18 protein-coding genes and 1 other RNA gene are annotated in these 19,457 nt (G+C 68.3%); 14 read left to right on the plus strand and 5 right to left on the minus strand.

From position 1 onward, the window contains the following. Positions 1–11: 11 nt before the first annotated feature. Positions 12–353, plus strand: a complete 342-nt coding sequence (locus F1193_RS01930; RefSeq protein WP_150095978.1) for an HVO_A0114 family putative DNA-binding protein — start codon at positions 12–14, stop codon at positions 351–353. Between the two features lie 108 nt (positions 354–461). Here F1193_RS01930 and F1193_RS01935 read toward each other — a convergent pair whose 3' ends face one another. After that, positions 462–1,319: a prephenate dehydratase gene (locus F1193_RS01935; RefSeq protein ID WP_150095979.1), complete on the minus strand. Its 858-nt coding sequence runs from the start codon at positions 1,317–1,319 to the stop codon at positions 462–464. Beyond that, complete coding sequence (locus tag F1193_RS01940) at positions 1,319–2,089, minus strand: 3-deoxy-manno-octulosonate cytidylyltransferase (RefSeq protein ID WP_150095980.1); 771 nt, start codon at positions 2,087–2,089, stop codon at positions 1,319–1,321. The genes F1193_RS01935 and F1193_RS01940 overlap by 1 nt, the downstream gene beginning before the upstream one ends. Before the next feature lie 399 nt (positions 2,090–2,488). Between F1193_RS01940 and F1193_RS01945 the strand changes: the two genes are divergently transcribed. The 7 genes from F1193_RS01945 to F1193_RS01975 all read left to right on the plus strand — a co-directional run bounded on the left by F1193_RS01945 (position 2,489) and on the right by F1193_RS01975 (position 11,191). Further along, on the plus strand, positions 2,489–4,411 hold the full coding sequence (locus tag F1193_RS01945; RefSeq protein WP_425457192.1) for an extracellular solute-binding protein: 1,923 nt from the start codon (positions 2,489–2,491) through the stop codon (positions 4,409–4,411). Positions 4,412–4,446: 35 nt separating this feature from the next. Next, positions 4,447–6,366: an extracellular solute-binding protein gene (locus F1193_RS01950; RefSeq protein WP_150095981.1), complete on the plus strand. Its 1,920-nt coding sequence runs from the start codon at positions 4,447–4,449 to the stop codon at positions 6,364–6,366. A gap of 185 nt (positions 6,367–6,551) precedes the next feature. After that, the gene (locus tag F1193_RS01955) at positions 6,552–7,667 is read left to right on the plus strand and encodes a microcin C ABC transporter permease YejB (RefSeq protein ID WP_150095982.1); all 1,116 of its coding nucleotides are present in this window, start codon (positions 6,552–6,554) and stop codon (positions 7,665–7,667) included. Then, positions 7,667–8,836, plus strand: coding sequence for an ABC transporter permease (locus F1193_RS01960; RefSeq protein WP_150095983.1), 1,170 nt, complete (start codon positions 7,667–7,669; stop codon positions 8,834–8,836). The genes F1193_RS01955 and F1193_RS01960 overlap by 1 nt, the downstream gene beginning before the upstream one ends. 64 nt (positions 8,837–8,900) lie before the next feature. Next, positions 8,901–9,122 carry a hypothetical protein gene (locus tag F1193_RS01965; protein WP_150095984.1) on the plus strand — a complete coding sequence of 74 codons (222 nt, stop codon included), beginning with the start codon at positions 8,901–8,903 and terminating at the stop codon, positions 9,120–9,122. Continuing rightward, positions 9,123–9,566, plus strand: coding sequence for a type II toxin-antitoxin system VapC family toxin (locus F1193_RS01970; RefSeq protein ID WP_150095985.1), 444 nt, complete (start codon positions 9,123–9,125; stop codon positions 9,564–9,566). Next, positions 9,563–11,191: an ABC transporter ATP-binding protein gene (locus F1193_RS01975; protein ID WP_150095986.1), complete on the plus strand. Its 1,629-nt coding sequence runs from the start codon at positions 9,563–9,565 to the stop codon at positions 11,189–11,191. The genes F1193_RS01970 and F1193_RS01975 overlap by 4 nt, the downstream gene beginning before the upstream one ends. Before the next feature lie 61 nt (positions 11,192–11,252). Here F1193_RS01975 and F1193_RS01980 read toward each other — a convergent pair whose 3' ends face one another. Continuing rightward, complete coding sequence (locus F1193_RS01980; RefSeq protein ID WP_150095987.1) at positions 11,253–11,666, minus strand: HIT domain-containing protein; 414 nt, start codon at positions 11,664–11,666, stop codon at positions 11,253–11,255. A gap of 138 nt (positions 11,667–11,804) precedes the next feature. Here F1193_RS01980 and F1193_RS01985 point away from each other — a divergent pair, with 138 nt between their 5' ends. The 5 genes from F1193_RS01985 to recR all read left to right on the plus strand — a co-directional run bounded on the left by F1193_RS01985 (position 11,805) and on the right by recR (position 15,818). Beyond that, complete coding sequence (locus F1193_RS01985; protein WP_150095988.1) at positions 11,805–12,335, plus strand: hypothetical protein; 531 nt, start codon at positions 11,805–11,807, stop codon at positions 12,333–12,335. A gap of 101 nt (positions 12,336–12,436) precedes the next feature. Beyond that, an RNA gene (gene ffs / locus F1193_RS01990) (signal recognition particle sRNA small type) lies at positions 12,437–12,533 on the plus strand. A 122-nt stretch (positions 12,534–12,655) separates the two neighbouring features. After that, positions 12,656–14,533: a DNA polymerase III subunit gamma/tau gene (locus F1193_RS01995; protein WP_150095989.1), complete on the plus strand. Its 1,878-nt coding sequence runs from the start codon at positions 12,656–12,658 to the stop codon at positions 14,531–14,533. A gap of 37 nt (positions 14,534–14,570) precedes the next feature. Beyond that, entirely contained in the window at positions 14,571–14,888 is a 318-nt protein-coding gene (locus F1193_RS02000; protein WP_150095990.1) for a YbaB/EbfC family nucleoid-associated protein, read from the plus strand. Positions 14,889–15,215: 327 nt separating this feature from the next. Then, complete coding sequence (gene recR, locus F1193_RS02005) at positions 15,216–15,818, plus strand: recombination mediator RecR (RefSeq protein ID WP_150095991.1); 603 nt, start codon at positions 15,216–15,218, stop codon at positions 15,816–15,818. A gap of 139 nt (positions 15,819–15,957) precedes the next feature. On the opposite strand, the gene F1193_RS02010 is transcribed toward recR, so the two are convergent. Further along, on the minus strand, positions 15,958–17,307 hold the full coding sequence (locus F1193_RS02010; protein WP_150095992.1) for an AmpG family muropeptide MFS transporter: 1,350 nt from the start codon (positions 17,305–17,307) through the stop codon (positions 15,958–15,960). Between the two features lie 663 nt (positions 17,308–17,970). Between F1193_RS02010 and def the strand changes: the two genes are divergently transcribed. Beyond that, positions 17,971–18,486: a peptide deformylase gene (gene def / locus F1193_RS02015; RefSeq protein WP_150095993.1), complete on the plus strand. Its 516-nt coding sequence runs from the start codon at positions 17,971–17,973 to the stop codon at positions 18,484–18,486. 240 nt (positions 18,487–18,726) lie between these two features. Here def and F1193_RS02020 read toward each other — a convergent pair whose 3' ends face one another. After that, on the minus strand, positions 18,727–19,182 hold the full coding sequence (locus F1193_RS02020) for a MerR family transcriptional regulator (protein ID WP_246164065.1): 456 nt from the start codon (positions 19,180–19,182) through the stop codon (positions 18,727–18,729). Positions 19,183–19,457: the final 275 nt, after the last annotated feature.

Genomic DNA, 19,457 nt, shown 5'->3' on the forward strand with positions numbered 1-19,457 from the left:
GAGGATCGAGCATGACGACGGTGACGCTTGATGTGGCCTCCCCCGCCGAGGTCAGCCGGCGTGCGCTCGCGGCGCTTGCCGGCGCGGATCAAGGTGCGCGGATCAGCTTCGCCTCGCCGGAACTCCTGTGGAAGGTGCTGACCGCCAAGCGGTGGGAGCTGCTCAAGGCCATGGCCGGCGCCGGCCCCCTGACCATCCGCGCCGCCGCCCGCCGGGCCGGCCGTGACGTCAAGGCGGTGCACGGCGACATCCACGCCCTGCTCGACGCCGGGCTGCTTGATCGCACCGACGACGGCCGGGTGGCGTTTCCCTTCGATGCGGTTCGCGTCGCGTTCACGCTGCAGGCGGCGTAGCGCAATCGCGAAGCGTATCGCGCCAAAGTGCGCCGGGCGGTACCAATCAGGGTGGAATAGACACTCGCCAGTCCACCCCATCGCGGCGTCCCGCCCGACGGCGCCGCTCTACTCCGCCTTGCCGTTCAGCGTCTTGCGGAACGGGTCGGCCGGGTAGACGCCGAGGATCTTCAGCTCCTCGCAGAAGAACTCCAGCTCCTCCAGCGCCAGCTTCACAGGCCGGTCGTCGGGGTGGCCCTCGATGTCGGCGTAGAACTGGGTCGCCGAGAAGCTGCCCTCGATCATGTAGCTTTCCAGTTTGGTCATGTTGACCGAGTTGGTGGCGAAGCCGCCCAGCGCCTTGTAGAGCGCGGCGGGCACGTTGCGCACCCGGAACATGAAGGTGGTCATGGTCGGCCCATTGCCGGCGGCTGCCCAGTTCGGCTCGCGCGCCAGCACCACGAAGCGCGTGGTGTTGTGCGACTCGTCCTCGATGTCCTCGGCCAGGATGGCGAGGGCGTAGATCTTGGCGGCGAGGCGCGAGGCGATGGCGGCGCGGGTGGGATCGTGCGCCTCGGCGACGTGGCGCGCCGAGCCGGCGGTGTCGGCGGCGATGACCGCCTTGAGGCCGAGCTTGCGGATGGTGCGCCGGCACTGGCCGAGCGCCTGCACGTGGCTCTCGACCGTTTTGATGGTGGCGAGCGTGGCGCCCGGGATCGCCATCAGCTGGTGGCGCACCGGCAGGAAATGCTCGGCGATGATGTGCAGGCCGGAGGTCGGCATCAGATGGTGGATGTCGGCGACGCGGCCGGCCACCGAGTTCTCGATCGGGATCATGCCCAGCGCCGCCGAGCCGTCCTTCACCGCGGCCAGCGCGTCCTCGAAGGTCGGCGCCGGCAGCGCCTTGAACTCGGGGAAGGCCTCCTGGCAGGCGATATGCGAGTTGGCTCCAGGTTCGCCCTGGAACACGATCGTTTTCTGGGACATCACGCGTCTCGTCGGTTGGATGGCGCACCCTGAAGGAGAGACTGGGCGCGGGCGAGGTCGGCAGGCATGTCGACGCCAAGCGGCACGGTGTCGACGAGGGCGACGTCGATGCGCATCCCGGCCTCCAGGGCGCGGAGCTGCTCCAGCCGCTCGCGCCGCTCCAGCGGCGAGGGCGGAAGCGCAACGAAGCGGGCGAGCGCCGCCCGCCGGTAGGCATAGAGCCCGATATGGTGATAGAGCGGCCCCGGCCCGGTGGGCGCGGTGGCGCGGGTGAAATAGAGCGCACGCAGCCGGCCGGGCGCGACCTGCGAGCCCACCACCTTGACCACGTTGGGGTCGTCCCTCTCCTCCTCGCGCACGATCTCGGCCGCCAGCGTGGCGATGTCGACGGCGGGGTCGGCGAGCGGCGCCAGCGCGGCGCGGATGGCATCGGCCGAGATGGTCGGCAGGTCGCCCTGGACGTTGACCACGAGATCGATGGCGCCCTGCGGGTCGATGGTGGAGAGCGCCTCGAAGATGCGGTCGGAGCCCGAGGCGTGGTCCGCCCGGGTCATCACCGCCCGGGCGCCGGCGGCTTCCGCGGCTTGCGCGATCGCCGCGGCATCGGTCGCCACCACCACCTCGCCGAGGTCGGCCGCGCGGGCGCGCTCGACCACATGGGCGATCATCGGCCGGCCGCCGATGTCGGCCAGCGGCTTGCCGGGCAGGCGGGTCGAGGCGAAGCGGGCCGGGATCATCAGGACGACGCGGTCGGCGGACAGGGCAGGCATGGCGGTCTCGGTGGAGATCAAGGACTTCACAGGCAGGGCAGATTGAGACGACAAAGGATTTGCTGGCCCCCTGTCGCGGCCCTGGTGGGCCGGTTGGCGCCGCTTATAAGGGCTGGCCCGGCCTGCGCAATGTGGTTGGCTCTGTCAGGGGCAAGCCGGGCGCGCGATCGGGCTGCTGGCGCTCACCGTGTGGCGAAGACATAAAAACGCGCCATAATCGTCGCATCACACGGTTTCCGGGAGAACCTTTTGGGATTTTGCAAACAATCTCGCCGAAACCCTTTGTTCGGAAACGGGATCTTCGGCAACCGGACTCTGGAACTCCGGCTTGATCAGCCGGCTTTCGCATCAGACGCGACCGCCGGTTTCCGCCGGCCCCTCACATTTGGAGCATTTCGCGTGGCCTGGCTCGAATTCCGTGCTGTTCGCTTGCCCGTTGCCGCCGTCGCGGCGGCCTTCCTTGCCGCCGCCCTCGCCGCGACTCCCGCCGATGCCCAGGATGCGGCCAAGGGCGATGCCAAGACCGCCGCCTCGGACAAGGTCTGGCGGCATGGCCTGTCGCTGCTCGGCGAGCCCAAGGAGAAGCCGGACTTCGCCCATTTCGGCTACGTCAATCCGGCGGCGCCCAAGGGCGGCATGGTGCGGCTCGCCGCCATGGGCACGTTCGACAATCTCAATCCGGTGGTCGCCAATGTCCGCGGCAACATCGCCATGGGCCTCGACCTGATCTTTGATACGCTGATGACCCCGTCCTCCGACGAGGTCGGCACGGCCTACGGCCTCCTGGCCGAGGCGGTGTCGTTCCCGCCCGACTTCTCCTCGGTCAGCTACCGGCTGCGGCCGCAGGCGCGCTGGCACGACGGCAAGCCGGTCACGGTCGAGGACGTGATCTGGTCGTTCGAGGTCTGGCGCAAGAACTCGCCGACCCATCAGCGCTATTACCGGCACGTCAAAACCGTGGAGAAGACCGGCCCGCACGAGGTGACCTTCACCTTCGACGAGCCCGGCAACCGGGAATTGCCGCAGATCGTCGGCGAGTTCCAGGTGCTGCCCAGGCACTGGTGGGAGGGCACCGATCCGTCCGGCAAGCCGCGCGACGTCACCGCCACCACGCTGGAGGTTCCGCTGGGCGGCGGCGCCTACCGCATCAAGTCGGCCGAGCCCGGCCGCACCATCGTCTATGAGCGGGTGGCGGACTATTGGGGCGACAAGCTGCCGGTCAATGTCGGCATCAACAATTTCGACGGGATCCGCTTCGAGTATTTCCGCGACACCACGGTGGCGCTGGAGGCGTTCAAGGCCGACCAGCTCGACTGGCGCACCGAGTCGCTCGCCAAGGACTGGGCCACGGCCTACGACTTCCCGGCGGTGACCGAGAAGCGGGTGGTGCTGGAGGAGTTCCCGATCCGCAATATCGGCATCATGCAGGCGTTCGCGTTCAACCTGCGCCGCGACAAGTTCTCCGACTGGCGGGTGCGCCGCGCCTTCGACCTCGCCTTCGACTTCGAGGACCTGAACCAGGCGCTGTTCTACGGCCAGTACCGGCGCATCGGCAGCTATTTCGACGGCACCGAGCTTGCCGCCTCCGGCGTGCCCGCGGGCCAGGAGCTGGAGATGCTGGAGAGCGTGCGCGACAAGGTGCCGCCCGCGCTGTTCACCGAGCCCTATCCGACGCCCACGGGCGGCAGCCCCGAGGCGACCCGCGCCAACCTGCGCGAGGCGCTGAAGCTTCTCAACGAGGCCGGCTGGGAGGTGAAGGACCGCCGGCTGGTCAATGTGAAGACCGGCGAGCCGTTCATGGTCGAGTTCCTGATCGCGCAGCCGACGTTCGAGCGGGTGGTGCTGCGCTACAAGCCGGCGCTGGAGCGGCTCGGCATCGTCGTGTCGGTGCGCACCGTCGACGAGACCCAGTACCAGAACCGGCTGCGCCAGTTCGATTTCGACTTCGTCGTAAACTCCTGGGGCCAGTCGCTGTCGCCCGGCAACGAGCAGCGCTATTTCTGGGGCTCGGAGGCGGCCGACGTTCCCGGCACCGGCAATGTCGGCGGCATCCGGAACCCGGCGGTCGACGCGCTGATCGAGCGGGTGATCTTCGCAAAGACCCGCGAGGAGCTGGTGGCGGCCACCCGTGCGCTCGACCGCGTGCTGCTGTGGAACCACTACGTCGTGCCGCAATGGACCTACGGCAAGCAGCGCACCGCGCGCTGGGACCGCTTCGGCCGCCCGGAGCGCATGCCGGCCTATGGCGCCGCGGCGTTCCCGACCATCTGGTGGTGGGATGCCGAGAGGGCGGACAGGACCCGCCAGCCCGCGCGGCCCTGAGCGCCGCCACCCTCCTCCAGCCCGAAGGCTCGTCCATGACCGTGCTTCGCCTGACCCGTCGCGGCACGCTCGCCGTCTTTGCCGGGGCCGCGGCAAGTCCTTTTGCAGCAAGTCCTTTTGCAGCAGGTCCGTTCGCCGAAGGTCCGTTCGCGGCCCGCGCGGATGCGGCCGCATCCCCCGCGGCCGCGCCGGTGCCCGAAGTCCACGGCATGTCCGCCTTCGGCGACCTGAAGTACCCGGCCGGGTTTTCGCATTTCGACTATGTCGACCCCAAGGCGCCCAAGGGCGGCTCGTTCTCGCAGATCGGCCCGACCTTCGCCTACAACCAGAACCCCAACACCTTCAACACGATGAACATGTTCGTGCTGCGCGGCGACGGCGCGCAGGGGCTGGAGCTGACGTTTGCGTCGCTGATGGCGCGGGCGCTGGACGAGCCGGATGCGATGTACGGCCTCGCCGCGCAGGCGGTGGCGATCGATCCCGAAGGACTCGAGGTGCGCTTCCGCCTGCGCCCGGGCATCACCTTCCACGACGGCACGCCGATCACGCCCGAGGACGTGGTGTTCTCGCTCGACACCCTCAAGCGGGAGGGCCACCCGCGCATCACCCAGGCGCTGAGCCGTCTGGAGAGCACGCGCGCGGATGGCGACGTGGTGGCGGTGCGGTTTGCGCCCGACCGGGCGCGCGACGCGCCGCTGTTCGTCGCCGGCCTGCCGATCCTGTCCAAGGCCTATTATGCCGGCAAGGCGTTCGACGCCGCGACGCTGGAGCCGCCGCTCGGCTCCGGCCCCTACCGCGTCGGGCGCATGGAGCCCGGCCGCTTTATCGAGTATGTGCGCGTCGCGGACTGGTGGGGTGCCGACCTGCCGGCGATGCGCGGCAGCAACAATTTCGACGTGGTGCGCTACGAATACTTCCGCGACCGCGACGTCGGCTTCGAGGCGTTCAAGGCCGGCGAGTATCTGTTCCGCGAGGAGTTCACCTCGCGGGTATGGGCGCGCGGCTACGACTTTCCGGCGCTCAAGGACCGCCGGGTGGTGCGCGACGAGACGCCCGACAACACGCCGTCCGGCACCCAGGGCTGGTTCCTCAACACAAGGCGCGAGGTCTTCAAGGACCGGCGGGTGCGCGAGGCGCTGCAGTTCGCGTTTGATTTCGAGTGGGTCAACCAGAACGTGATGTTCGGCTCCTACTTCCGCGCCTATTCGTTCTTCCAGAACTCCAATCTCGAAGCGCACGGCGCCCCCGACGCGGACGAGCTGGCGCTGTTGGAGCCTCTGCGCGACAGGCTGGATCCGGACGTGTTCGGCGCCGCGGCGATGCCGCCGGTGAGCGACGGCTCGGGCCAGGACCGTTCGCTTCTGCGGCGGGCGGTGCAGCTCCTCGACGAGGCGGGCTGGCGCGTCCAGGGCGGCAAGCGCGTCAATGCCCGCGGCGAGCCGCTCGCCATCGAGTTCCTGATGTTCGAGCGCAGCTTCGAGCCGCACCACGCCGCCCTCATCAAGAACCTCAAGCTGATCGGCGTCGAGGGAACCATGCGCCTCGTCGATCCGGTGCAGTATCAGGCGCGCCGCGCCGACTTCGACTTCGACGTCATCGTCCAGCGCTTCAATCTCGGTCCGACACCGAGCGAGGTGCTGCGCTCGCTGTTCTCGTCGTCGGCGGCGGGGCTGAAGGGGTCCGACAACCTCGCCGGCATCGCCGATCCTGCGGTGGACCGGCTGATCGAGGCGGCGCTGGCCGCGCCGACCCGCGCCGACCTCGTCGCCGCCTGCCGGGCGCTCGACCGCGTGCTGCGCGCCGGCCGCTACTGGGTGCCGCACTGGTACAAGGCGAGCCACTGGCTGGCCTATTGGGACGTGTTCGGCCGGCCAGCGACCAAGCCGCATTATGGCCGGGGCGCGCCGGAAACCTGGTGGCGTGACGCCGCTAAATCCGCAAAGATCGGGCGTTGAGGGCGGCTCTTCCACTGACGGGGCGAACCGGGCGCCCTGGACCTTCCGTCGCGAAGCATGAACGATGTGATACGGTTCTTTAGCCTGACCGGCCGGACTTCGTATCGCCCGCCTTGCGATCTTCGACCGTCCGACATCCTCTCCCGTAAGGGGAGGGGGAAGGGCGCCCGCAGGAAAGAGATGACATGACGGCCTACATCATCCGCCGCCTGCTGCTGATGGTTCCCACGCTGCTCGGCATCATGCTGGTGTCGTTCCTGGTGGTGCAGTTCGCGCCCGGCGGGCCGATCGAGCGCATCATCGCCCAGGTGTCGGGCACCGACGTGTCCGCCACCGCGCGCTTCACCGGCCAGGGGTCGGGCGATTTCGGCGCGGGCCTGCGGCGCGAAGGCGCCGGCGGCGCCGACGTCACCATGTCGAAATATCGCGGCGCCCAGGGCCTCGACCCCGAATTCATCAAGCAGCTCGAAGCGCAGTTCGGCTTCGACAAGCCGGCGCACGAGCGCTTCCTGATCATGCTGTCGAACTACATCCGGTTCGATTTCGGCAAGAGCTATTTCCGCGACATCAGGGTGGTCGACCTGATCAAGGAGAAGCTGCCGGTGTCGATCTCGCTCGGCATCTGGATGACGCTGCTGACCTATCTGATCTCGATTCCGCTCGGCATCAGGAAGGCGATCCGCGACGGCTCGAACTTCGACGTCTGGAGCTCGGCGGTGGTCGTCGTCGGCTATGCCGTGCCGGGCTTCCTGTTCGCCATCCTGCTCATCATCCTGTTCGCCGGCGGCTCGTTCTTCTCGTGGTTTCCGCTGCGCGGGCTGGTGTCCGACAACTGGCACGATCTGTCGCTCGGCGCCAAGGTCGCCGACTATTTCTGGCATCTCACGCTGCCGCTGGTGTCGATGGTGCTGTCGTCGTTCGCCACCATGACGCTGCTCACCAAGAACTCGTTCCTCGACGAGATCAGGAAGCAGTACGTGCTGACGGCGCGCATGAAGGGCTGCGGCGAGACGCGGGTGCTCTACGGCCACATCTTCCGCAACGCCATGCTGATCGTCATCGCCGGCTTCCCCGGCGCCTTCGTCAGCGCCTTCTTCACCGGCTCGCTGTTGATCGAGACCATCTTCTCGCTCGACGGGCTGGGTCTTCTCGGCTTCGAGAGCGTGCTGAACCGCGACTATGCCGTGGTGTTCGCCACGCTCTACATCTATTCGCTGGTCGGGCTTCTGGTGAACCTGATCTCCGACCTCACCTACACCTGGGTCGATCCACGCATCGACTTCGAGGCGCGCGAGGTGTGATGGACGCAACCCCTGACACGACGCTTGAGCTTCAGCCGGCGGCGAACGCGCCGCTGCCGCGCCGCGGCCGGTTCTCGCTGTCGCCGCTCAACCGGCGGCGGCTCGCCAATTTCCGCGCCAACCGGCGCGGCTACTGGGCATTCTGGGTGTTCTCGGTGCTGTTCGTCGTCTCGCTGTTCGCCGAGTTCGTCGCCAACGACCGGCCGTTCCTGGTGAAGTATGAGGGGCACTATTACGTGCCGGTGCTGGCCGACTACCCGGAGACCACGTTCGGCGGCGATTTCGAGACCAAGGCCGACTATCGCGATCCCTATCTCGTCAAGCAGATCGCCAAGACGGGCGGCTGGATGATCTGGCCGCCGATCCGCTACCACTACGACACCCACAATCTCGATCTGCCGACACCGGCGCCCTCGCCGCCGACCTGGATGCTCACCGAGGCGCAGTGCAAGGCGGTGGCGGAGAAGAAGGGCGTTTCCGGCTGCGCCGACCTGGAGGTGAACTGGCTCGGCACCGATGATCAGGGCCGCGACGTGGTGGCGCGGCTGATCTATGGCTTCCGGCTGTCGGTGCTGTTCGGCCTGACGCTGACCATCATCTCCTCGGCCATCGGCGTCGCCGCCGGTGCCGTGCAGGGCTATTTCGGCGGCTGGACCGACCTCCTGTTCCAGCGGGTCATCGAGATCTGGACGGCGATCCCCTCGCTCTACCTGCTCTTGATCATCTCCTCGGTGCTGGTGCCGGGCTTCTTCGTGCTGCTGGGGATTCTGCTGCTGTTCTCCTGGGTGTCGCTGGTTGGCCTCGTGCGGGCGGAGTTCCTGCGCGGGCGCAATTTCGAGTACGTGCAGGCGGCGCGCGCGCTCGGCGTGTCGAACCGCTCGATCATGTTCCGCCACCTTCTGCCCAACGCCATGGTGGCGACGCTGACCTTTTTGCCCTTCATCCTGTCGAGCTCGGTGATGACGCTGACCGCGCTCGACTTTCTCGGCTTCGGCCTGCCGCCGGGCTCGCCGTCGCTGGGCGAGCTCTTGGCCCAGGGCAAGGCCAACGTCCAGGCGCCGTGGCTCGGGCTCACCGGCTTCTTCACCGTGGCGATCATGCTGTCGCTCTTGATCTTCATCGGCGAGGCGGTGCGCGACGCCTTCGACCCGCGAAAGACGTTCGGGTGAGACGATCGGTCAAGACCCGCGGGTGAAGGTGCGGTAGGATGCAACCAAGGGACGGAGTTGCCAGATGAACAGGATCGTCCGCGAGAACTACCCGGTCTCGAAGTTGCCGGAGGATTTGCGGGGCGACATCGAGCCGGGCGCGAGCGTCACCGTGACCGTCGTTGCCGAGACCAGGGGCGCGCCGCAGCGCTTTGCCGAACTGCGGCAGAAGTTGGGGCGGGGTCGCCTCTCGCTTGCGGATGCCGTCGAACGGGTGCGGAAGATCCGCGAAGGCGAGGCGTTCTAGGTGCCGGTCCAGCGCCTTTATCTGGACGCCAACGCCGTCATCGGCCTTGCCGAGGGAACGGGCGACGGAATTGAGGCCCTAGGCCGAATGCTCGATCTTGGGCTCGATGGCCGTCTGATCCTGGTCAGTTCGCACCTGGTTCTCGGTGAGGTGTTGGTGGTGCCGATTGCCGACAGGAACGAAGCGTTGCTCAAGTTCTATGGACAAGACCTGTCGCGATATGTCGACCTGCGCGACATCGACGATCGGGTGATCCGTCAGGCCGCCGCCATCCGGGCGAAGTGGCGAACCGTCAAGTTGCCCGACGCCCTTTACTTGGCGACCGCAGAGCTCGCCGGCTGCGCCGTCATTGTCAGCGCCGATAAGCGTCTCCCGGCCGATTTCAGCGTCCCTCGCTGCGACCCGGCCACGGATCTTGATTTGTTGCTGGATCGGCTCCCATGACTCACCCCCTCCTCACCGTCGAAGACCTCTCCGTCGCCTTTCGCCAGGGCAAGCGCGAAACGCTGGCGGTCGATCGCATCTCGTTCACCGTCAACAAGGGCGAGACCTTGGCCCTGGTCGGCGAATCGGGCTCCGGCAAGTCGGTGTCGGCGCTGTCGATCCTCAAGCTCCTGCCCTACCCGTCCGCCTTTCACCCCTCGGGCCGGGTGCGCTTCAAGGGCGAGGATCTGCTCGGCCTTGCCGAGCGCGACATCCGGCGGGTGCGCGGCGACGACATCACCATGGTGTTCCAGGAGCCGATGAGTTCGCTCAACCCGCTCCACACCATCGAGAAGCAGATCGGCGAGATCATCGAGCTGCATCGCCCCTTGCGCGGCGCGGCGGTGCGGGCGCGCACCATCGAGCTCCTGACCCAGGTCGGCATTCCCGATCCCGCGGCGCGGCTCGGCAGCTATCCGCACCAGCTCTCCGGCGGCCAGCGCCAGCGGGTGATGATCGCCATGGCGCTCGCCAACGAGCCCGACCTCCTGATTGCCGACGAGCCGACCACTGCGCTCGACGTCACGGTGCAGGCCCAGATCCTGACGCTGCTCAAGGAGCTGCAGGGCCGGCTCGGCATGGCGATCCTGTTCATCACCCACGACCTCGGCATCGTGAAGAAGATCGCCGACCGGGTGTGCGTGATGAACGGGGGCAAGATCGTCGAGGAGGGGGCGGTTTCGCGCATCTTCGAGGCCCCCGAGCACCCCTATACGAAGGCGCTGATGGCCGCCGAGCCCAAGGGCGAGCCGGCGCCGCCCCAGCCCGAGGCGCCGGTGGTGGTGGAGACGACGGATCTCAAGGTCTGGTTTCCGATCAAGCGCGGCGTGCTGCGGCGCACAATCGGCCACATCAAGGCGGTGGACGGCGTGTCGCTCGCCATCCGCAAGGGCGAGACGCTGGGCGTGGTCGGCGAATCGGGCTCGGGCAAGACGACGCTCGGCCTCGCCATCCTGCGGCTGATCTCCTCCGACGGCCCGATCGTGTTCATGGGCGCGCCGGTGCAGGGCCTCGGCTTCAAGGAGATGCGGCCGCACCGGCGCAACATGCAGATCGTGTTCCAGGATCCCTACGGCTCGCTGAGCCCGCGCATGTCGGTCGAGGACATCATCGCCGAGGGGCTGCTCGTCCATCAGCCCCGGCTCACCGAGGCGGAGCGGGCGGTGCGGGTGGTGGCGGCGCTTGAGGATGTCGGGCTCGATCCGGAGACGCGGTTCCGCTACCCGCATGAATTCTCCGGCGGCCAGCGCCAGCGCATCGCCGTGGCGCGCGCCATGGTGCTGGAGCCGTCCTTCGTGGTGCTCGACGAGCCGACCAGCGCGCTCGACATGCTGGTGCAGGCGCAGATCGTCGACCTGCTGCGCGATCTGCAGCGGCGGCGCGACCTCACCTTCCTGTTCATCTCGCACGACCTCAAGGTGGTGGCGGCACTGGCCAGCCGCCTGCTGGTGATGCGGGCGGGCAAGGTGGTGGAGGAGGGGCCGGCCGAGCGGCTGTTCCGGGCGCCCGAGAGCCCCTACACGCGGGCGCTGTTCGCCGCCGCCTTCGCGCTGGAGGCCGCCGGGGACGACGCCGCGAGCCAGTGAGTCCCCGATCTGCCCGGCTGGGGGAGGGGGCACCAACGGCCGGCGCTCGCTACCCTCGGGATCAGACCGCGAGGCTTGCCCGCAGGGATTTCACCAGCGCCTCGCGGGCCGGGGCGGCGTAGGGCACGCGCACGCCCTTGCCCCACACCGGGTCCGGCCAAGCCGCGTCGCCCCGAAAACGGGCGATGACGTGGATGTGAAGCTGCGGCACCTGGTTGCCCAGCGTCGCCACATTGAGCTTGGTGCAGCCGGTGGCTTCCTTGAGGGCGGATGCGGCGGCGGCGATCTCCTCGATCAGCACCGCCCGGTCGGCGGGCGCGATGTCGATCAGATCGACGACGCCGGCGAGGCGCGGAATCAGCAATAGCCAGGGGAAACGGGCATCGTCGACCAGCCGCACCACGGACAGCGGCAGGTCGGCCAGCGGCACGCTGCCCTGCTCAAGGCGGGCGTCCATCGCGAAAGGAAGCGTCATGGCATCCTCCGAACCTTGCCTCCGAACCTTGGCTTCGAACCTTGTAGTTAGATTTTGTGACTAAGACGCATGAAACCAGCCCGGTCTGTGACCGTTGAGGGACAGGAAAGCTCATTCATGCGCCACGGTGAACCTCCGATGATACATGACAGGGATCGGCAGCGGGTTGATCGGCGCCGGCTTCTGGCCGGGGCGGTGCTGGCTGGCGTGGTGCTGGCCGGCTTCTGGCCGGGGGCGCTGACGCCCGCCCAGGCCGCCGCGCCCGACGACCCGGTGTCGCTGGTGCGGACCGTCTACACGAAGGCGGCGGCCGGGACGAATGGCCTGCCCGAGCGGGATTTCCTGGCGCTGCTCAGCGCCGACCTGCGGCGGCTGTGGCAGGCGCGGGCCAAGCCGGTCGGCCTCGCCGAGGCCGAGCGCCTGCGGGCGGCGGTGTTCGGCCCCGGTGCCGGCGGCGGTCGCGACCTTGCGGTGAAGCGCGTCACCAATATTCCGGGCCTGCCGAAGGAGCGCATCGTCGCGGTCGAGTTCACGGTGGGCAGCGAGCCGCGGCAGGTCTACGTCCACCTCGCGCCGGCCGACAGCGGCTGGGCCATCGTCAATATCATCTATGACGAGGGCGAGGACTTCCGCCGCATCGCCGAACAGGGCTCTCGGGTGGCGAGCTGAACCGGGGCGCGGCGGGTCGTCGTCCGCAGCCGGGGATATTCGGGCGATCCCGATGATCTGCCGGCTTGCCATCGCGGTGCCGGCAGACGATATAGGGGCCGGGAGGTTGGCGGTGGACGGACCACTCGCCAACCGGGTCAGGTCCGGAAGGAAGCAGCCCTAACGAGACCGGGCCGGGTCGCTTGTCCAACCTCCCACTTTCGACCAGTCGCCTGAGACGTGCGACCTGTCGCTCCGGACATGTCCTGCTAGACCTGCCGCTCGCCAGTGCCGGTTCGTTCCCGTGAGGCCGCGAGCGCCGACGAGGCCGCTTCCCCGCGATGACCGACGCGACCCCGCTTCCCCTCCCGGCGCACGGCCAGGCCCCCGCCGGGCCGGAGACGGCGTTGCTGGCGACTCCGCCGCAGGCGAGCCCGTCGCAGCCGGCTCCCGCCGGCGCCGGCTACCGGGTGCTGGCGCGCAAATACCGCCCGCAGCGCTTCGAGGATCTGATCGGCCAGGAGGCGATGGTCCGCACCATCGGCAATGCGTTCGCCACCGGCCGCATTCCCCAGGCGTGGATTCTCACCGGGGTGCGCGGCGTCGGCAAGACCACCACCGCGCGCATCCTCGCCCGCGCCCTGAACTATGAGGCGCCGGGCGTCGCCGGCCCGACCATCGAGCTTGCCGCCGAGGGCGTGCACTGCCGCGCCATCATGGAGAGCCGGCACGTCGATGTGATCGAGATCGACGCCGCCTCGCACAACGGCGTCGCCGACATCCGCGAGCTCACCGACAATTCGCGCTACCGGCCGGTTTCGGCGCGCATGAAGGTCTATATCGTCGACGAGGTGCACATGCTCTCGACGGCGGCCTTCAACGCGCTGCTCAAGACGCTGGAAGAGCCGCCCGAGCACGTGAAATTCATCTTCGCCACCACCGAGATCCGCAAGGTGCCGGTGACGGTGCTGTCGCGCTGCCAGCGCTTCGACCTGCGCCGCATCGAGGGCGGCGTGCTGGTGCGCCACCTCGCCGGCATCTGCGACAGCGAGGGCGTTGCCGCCGAGCCCGAGGCGCTGGCGGTGATCGCGCGGGCCGCCGAAGGGTCGGTGCGCGACGCGCTGTCGCTGCTCGACCAGGCGATCGCCCACGGCGCCGGCCGCGTCGAGGCGGAAGCCGTGCGCACCATGCTGGGGCTCGCCGACCGCGCCCGCATCATCGACCTCTACGAGGCGCTGTTGCGCGGCGACATGGCAGGCGCCTTGGGCGAATTCCGCGCCCAGTACGATGCCGGCGCCGACCCGGTGTCGATCCTGGTCGATCTCGCCGACTTCACCCACCTCGTCACCCGCGTGAAGATCGTGCCGGCGGTGGCCGACGATCCGGCGCTGGTCGAGGCCGAGCGCAGCCATGCCCGCGACCTGGCGGGGACGCTGTCGATGCGGGTTTTGGGGCGGGCGTGGCAGATGCTGTCGAAGGGCATCGCCGAGGTCAATGCCGCGGCCCGGCCGGTGCAGGCGGCCGAGATGGTGCTGGTGCGCATCGCCTATGCCGCCGACCTGCCGACGCCGGACGAGGCGTTGCGCAAGCTCGCCGAGCTTGCCGCTGGCGGAGCGGCGCCGTCCCTTCCGCCGGGGCCCACTGGCGGCGCGCGCGCCCAGCTTGTGGCGCCGGTCGGCGGTTCGGTTGGCAGTCCGATGGCGAGCGCGCTGGCGCGGCCGGTGGCGCAGGCCGAGGCCGGGGTGTGCCTCGAAACGTTCGAGGAGCTGGTGGCGCTGGCGGGAAGCCGCCGCGACATCCTGCTCAAGACGGCGCTGGAGACCGGGGTGCGGCTGGTCGCCTTCCAGGACGGGCGGCTGGAGATTGCGCTGGCCGGCGCCTCGCCGTCGATCGTTGCCGAACTCGGCGAGAAGCTGAAGGCCTGGACCGGCCGGCGCTGGGTGGTGACCCTGTCGCGCGAGGGCGGCGGCCAGACGCTCGCGGAGAAGCGCGAGGCCGAGAGCGCGCGGATGCGCCACGATATCTGCGCCCATCCGGCGGTGCGCGCGGTGATGGAGCGCTTCCCCGGCACGGAGATCGTCGAGGTGCGGCGGCTGGCCCCCGAGTCGCCGCCTGCCGCCGACGACGGGTCAGACGGCAGGGATCTCGACGATGGGGGTCTCGACGACGTGGGTCTCGACGGCCCCTTCCTCGATTCCGACGAGGACGACGCGTTCTGACCCACACCAAGGTTAACGAGCACCAAGAGGGGACGACATGGATATCATGGGAATGATGGGCAAGGCCAAGCAGCTTCAGGCCAAGCTTGAGGAACTGCAGGCCGAGATGGACCGCACCGAGGTCGACGGCGAGGCCGGCGGCGGTCTGGTCACCTGCCGCGCCACCGCCAAGGGCGAGATGCGGGCGCTGTCGATCGATGCCAGCCTGCTCAAGCCCGAGGAGAAGGAAGTCGTCGAGGATCTGGTGATGGCGGCGCTCGCCGACGCCCGCCGCAAGGCCGAGGCGGTGATGGCCGAGAAGATGTCCGGTCTCGCCGGCGGCCTGCCGCTGCCGCCCGGCATGAAGCTGTTCTGAGCGGTTTCGCCGCAAATCGTCGTCCCGGGCAAGCGGCGTCAGCCGCGCGACCCGGGACCGTTTGCCGAAGAGAGGTTCTTAGAGACCGTCCCAAGTCTCGGCCGATCGGGAACCGCGCTCCTTCTTCCCTCTCCCCTTGCGGGAGAGGGTGCCGAGCGATCGAAGATCGCGAGGCGGGTGAGGGGTAAACCTTTCAGCATCAGCCGAATGCACCCCTCACCCGGCTCGACCTCGCTTCGCTCGGTCGCGCCACCCTCTCCCGCAAGGGGAGAGGGAAGAAAGAAGCCGAGCCGATCCGTCGGAAACCGTAGAGCGTTTGATCCCCCGATGCCCGCTGCCGCCGGTCCCGAGATCGAACGCCTGGTCCAGCTCCTGGCCCGCCTGCCGGGGCTGGGGCCGCGCTCGGCGCGGCGCGCCGTGCTGCACCTGATCAAGAAGCGCGAGCAGCTGATGGCGCCGCTGGCCACCGCGCTCGACGACGCGCTGGCCAAGGTCTCGGTCTGCCGCATCTGCGGCAATATCGACTCGGTCAATCCGTGCAGCGTGTGCGCCGACCCGCGCCGCGATCCGAGCCTGATGGTGGTGGTCGAGGACGTCGCCGACCTGTGGGCGCTGGAGCGCGCCTCGGTGATCCAGGCGCGCTACCATGTGCTCGGCGGCACGCTGTCGCCGCTCGACGGCGTCGGTCCGGACGACCTCAACCTTGCCGGCCTCGTCGGGCGGGTGACGGGGAGCGAGGTGCGCGAGGTGATCTTGGCGCTCGACGCCACCGTCGACGGCCAGACTACCGCCCACTACGTCACCGACCTGCTGCGCCCCACCGGCGTCAAGATCTCGCGCCTCGCCCACGGCGTGCCGGTGGGCGGCGAGCTCGATTATCTCGACGAGGGCACGCTGGCCCAGGCGCTGCGCGCCCGCACGCCGGCCTAATGAGACCAACAGCCCCAGACGCTGACGCGTGGGGCCGTTGACCATCGCGGATTTTCTTCTCGGAAATCAAAGATTTCGCGAAAATCTGCGACTGGAGCCAACGGCCAGCTTTCGCTGCCGTTGGCGTGATCGCGTCCATCTATCTCGCCTTGGCCCGGTCGGCCTGATCGAGCCCGGCGAAATGGCCGCGCGCCTGCAGGATGGCCAGCAGCACGAGGCCCGGCACCGCGACCAGCGACGACAGCGCGAAGAACAGCGGCCAGCCGGCCGCTTGCGCCACATAGCCGGCGCCGGCCGACAGGTACGTCCGCCCGACCGCGGCGAGCGCGGTCAGGAGCGCGTACTGGGTGGCGGTGTGGGCCGGGCTTGAGCACAGCGCCGAGAGGTAGGCGACGAAGATCACCGTGCCGATGGCGCCGGCGAAGTTCTCGGCGATGATCGCCGCCGACAGCGCCCACAGATTGGTGCCGGCAAAGGCGAGCCCCACGAACACCAGGTTCGAGACCATCTGCAGCAGGGCGCCGATCCACAGCGCACTCGCGAGCGGCGTTGCGCGGGCGATGAAGCCGCCGGCAAAGCCGCCGACCAGGGTCGCCGCCAGCCCCACGCCCTTGACGATGGCCGCGTATTCGTCGCGCGTGAAGCCGAGGTCGATGACGAAGGGCGCGGTCATGGTGCCGGCGAAGGCATCGCAGAACTTGAACAGCACCACGAAGGCCAGCACGGCGATCGCCAGATCGCGGGTCAGGAACTCGGAGAAGGCGCCGGACGCGGCCCTGGCGACCCGCGCCAGCGCGCCGGCCCCGGCCTGTTGGCGGGTTGCCTCGGCCGAGCGCTCCGGCTCGGTGGCGATCAGCGTGGTGACGAGGCCCACCACCACCAGCGCCGCCATGGCGAGATAGCCGGCGGTCCAGGCGCCTGAGCGCTCGAAGCCATAGCGCTCGAAGCCGGTGACCAGGAACAGGGCGCCGGCGGTCGAGGCCAGCATGCCCAGCCGGTAAGCGGCGACATAGCTCGCCATGCCGGCGGCCTGCTCGCGCTCGTCCAGGCTCTCGACGCGGAAGGCGTCGATGACGATGTCCTGGGTGGCCGAGGCGGTGGCGACCATGAGCGCGCCGAACGCCACCGCCCAGGGCGAGACGGCGGGATCGCGGGTGGCGAGCAGCACGATGGCGGCGACCAGCAGGAGCTGGGAGAACACCAGCCAGCCGCGCCGCCGGCCGAGCAGGCGCGACAGGATCGGCACGCTGAGCGCATCCACCACCGGCGCCCACAGGAACTTGATCGTGTAGGGCGTGCCGACCAGCGCGAACAGGCCGATGGTGCCGAGATCGACATTGGCCTCGCGCATCCACACCAGGAGCGTCGAGCCCGACAGCGCCAGCGGCAGGCCGGAGGCGAAGCCGAGGAACAGCACGATGAGCACGCGCGGCCGCAGATAGACGGCGAGCGTGTCCGACCAGTCGGCGCGGGACGGGGGGGCGGTCATGCGGCGGATCGCTGGTGCGCCGCAGGGCGCGGCGGGTGGAAGGAGCCGGCAGTCTGGCGATTCGCGCCGCCTGCGCAAAGGTGTTTCGGCGGGTGGGGCGCGCGCCGCCGCCCATGACGGGCGGGCGGGCGGGCCGCCCGGAGCGCTGGGCGCGCGAGGTATCATACGAACGGCCGCGAAAGCTGGCCGTTCCATCACGTCCGGGCGGGGACAAACCGGTCGCGAACGCAACCAAAGGCTTTGCGGCGGCGCACGATGCGGCGGCATTTCGTCCCGCCCGGCCGGCCCCGTCGCGGCGCCCGGAAAACAACGGGGTACCTCTGCCGGAGACCGAACAAAACGGGAACATTTTCGGCAAAAAGAGAGGCCGGTACGGTGTCATCGGATAGCGAAGACCCGTACCGGCCTTTGAGTCTCGGGAAGACCACGGTGCAACTCGACGACAGACGAACAAGACGCGATCTCGAACCGGCAGCGTCCGCCCGTCATCGTGTCAACCAGGCGGGCGGATATGACCATGCGAGAGTGCGGTGCACATTGACCTGAATCAGACAACCGCTACGGTCTAACCCCTACACGTCATGCGAGCGGGCGGGCTTGACAGCGGCAAAAGGATTCTGCCCCTTCGTTGACCCGCTAGGTTCCATCGCCTATTTCGCCCCTATGGCCATTCGCGACATTCTTGTTCTGCCCGATCCCCGGCTCAGGCTGACCTCGGCGACCGTCGAGGCGGTGGACGACGGCGTGCGGCGTCTCGTCGACGACATGTTCGAGACCATGTACGACGCGCCCGGCATCGGGCTGGCGGCGATCCAGATCGGCGAGCCGCGCCGCATCGTCACCATCGACCCCGCCCGCAAGGGCGAGGAAAAGCGCCCGCTGGTGCTGATCAATCCGGAGGTGGTGTGGTCCTCGGAGGAGAAGCGCACCCACGAGGAGGGCTGCCTGTCGATCCCCGACTATTACGAGACGGTCGAGCGGCCGGACCGGGTGCGGGTGCGCTTCCTCGACCGGACCGGCGCGCCGCAGGAGCAGGAGTTCGGCGGCATCCTCTCCACCTGCATCCAGCACGAGATCGACCACCTCAATGGCGGCCTGTTCATCGACTACATCTCGCGCCTCAAGCGCGAGCGGGTGATGAAGAAGTTCACCAAACAGGCGCGCCGCGCCGCCGAGTGATGCGAAATCCGGCTGGTCAAGCCGGGTTTTCGTGTTCCGGTCGCCCGAAATCCCTTTTTCGAACAAGGGTTTTCGGCGAGACCGTTTCCGGTTTCCCGAAGGGATCAACCGCAAACCATACGAAGGTGCAGGCGCGCCGCGCCGTTGCGCGATACGGAATTCCGGCCTTTGGGGCCGGATTTCCCATCAGTCCGTCTTCTCGTATCAGTCGGTCTTCGCGCGTCAGTCCGTCTTTTCGCTTCAGTCCGTCTTGGCGAGGCGGCCGCTGCTGCAGGGCTGAAGGCTGCTGCGCAACTCGGCGATCGCTTCCTCGATCTCCTGGCGCTGCTTTTCCAGCACGGCGATCTGCTGCAGGATCGTCTCCTGCGACAGCGCCAGGTTGGCGGCATCGTCGCGGCCCTCGTGCAGGGCGATCATCGCCTTGATCTCGGACAGCGTGAATCCGTAGCGCTTGCCCTTGAGAATGAGGACCAGCCGGTTGCGGTCGGTGGCGCTGTAGAGGCGGGTGAGGCCTTCGCGCTTGGGGCTGAGCAGCCCCTTGTCCTCGTAAAATCTTAACGCTCTTAAAGTTACCCCGAACTCCCGGGCAAGATCGCCGATCGTGAAATAGTCGGAGCGGTTCGCGATTTTGGTTTCGCCGTATCCTGTGCGTCCGTCGACGCCGCTTGCGGCGAATTCGTGTTCTTTCATCATCATCCCAACTCTTGTTTATCTTTATTGTAGGAAGCCCTCACCGTCCGCGGACTGTCGGAAAGACGGTCACTTGTGACAAGACGGTCATCTAGGCTGCAGTCCCCGCAACTACCGTTCTGTAGGAAATTACCTCCAAAAGTGTCTCATCCTTCACATACGCAATTTCCTCGTCCCAGACGCAACAGGAAAGAGCACCCCTCCTGTCCGAACGGAATGATTAATTAGACTAATTCAAAATTCGCCCGGGTTGAAGAGAGCGCACGGCCGCACCGTCCGGC

Origin of the sequence: Blastochloris sulfoviridis (genome assembly GCF_008630065.1) — a bacterium.
In the GTDB taxonomy this organism is placed as follows: domain Bacteria; phylum Pseudomonadota; class Alphaproteobacteria; order Rhizobiales; family Xanthobacteraceae; genus Blastochloris; species Blastochloris sulfoviridis.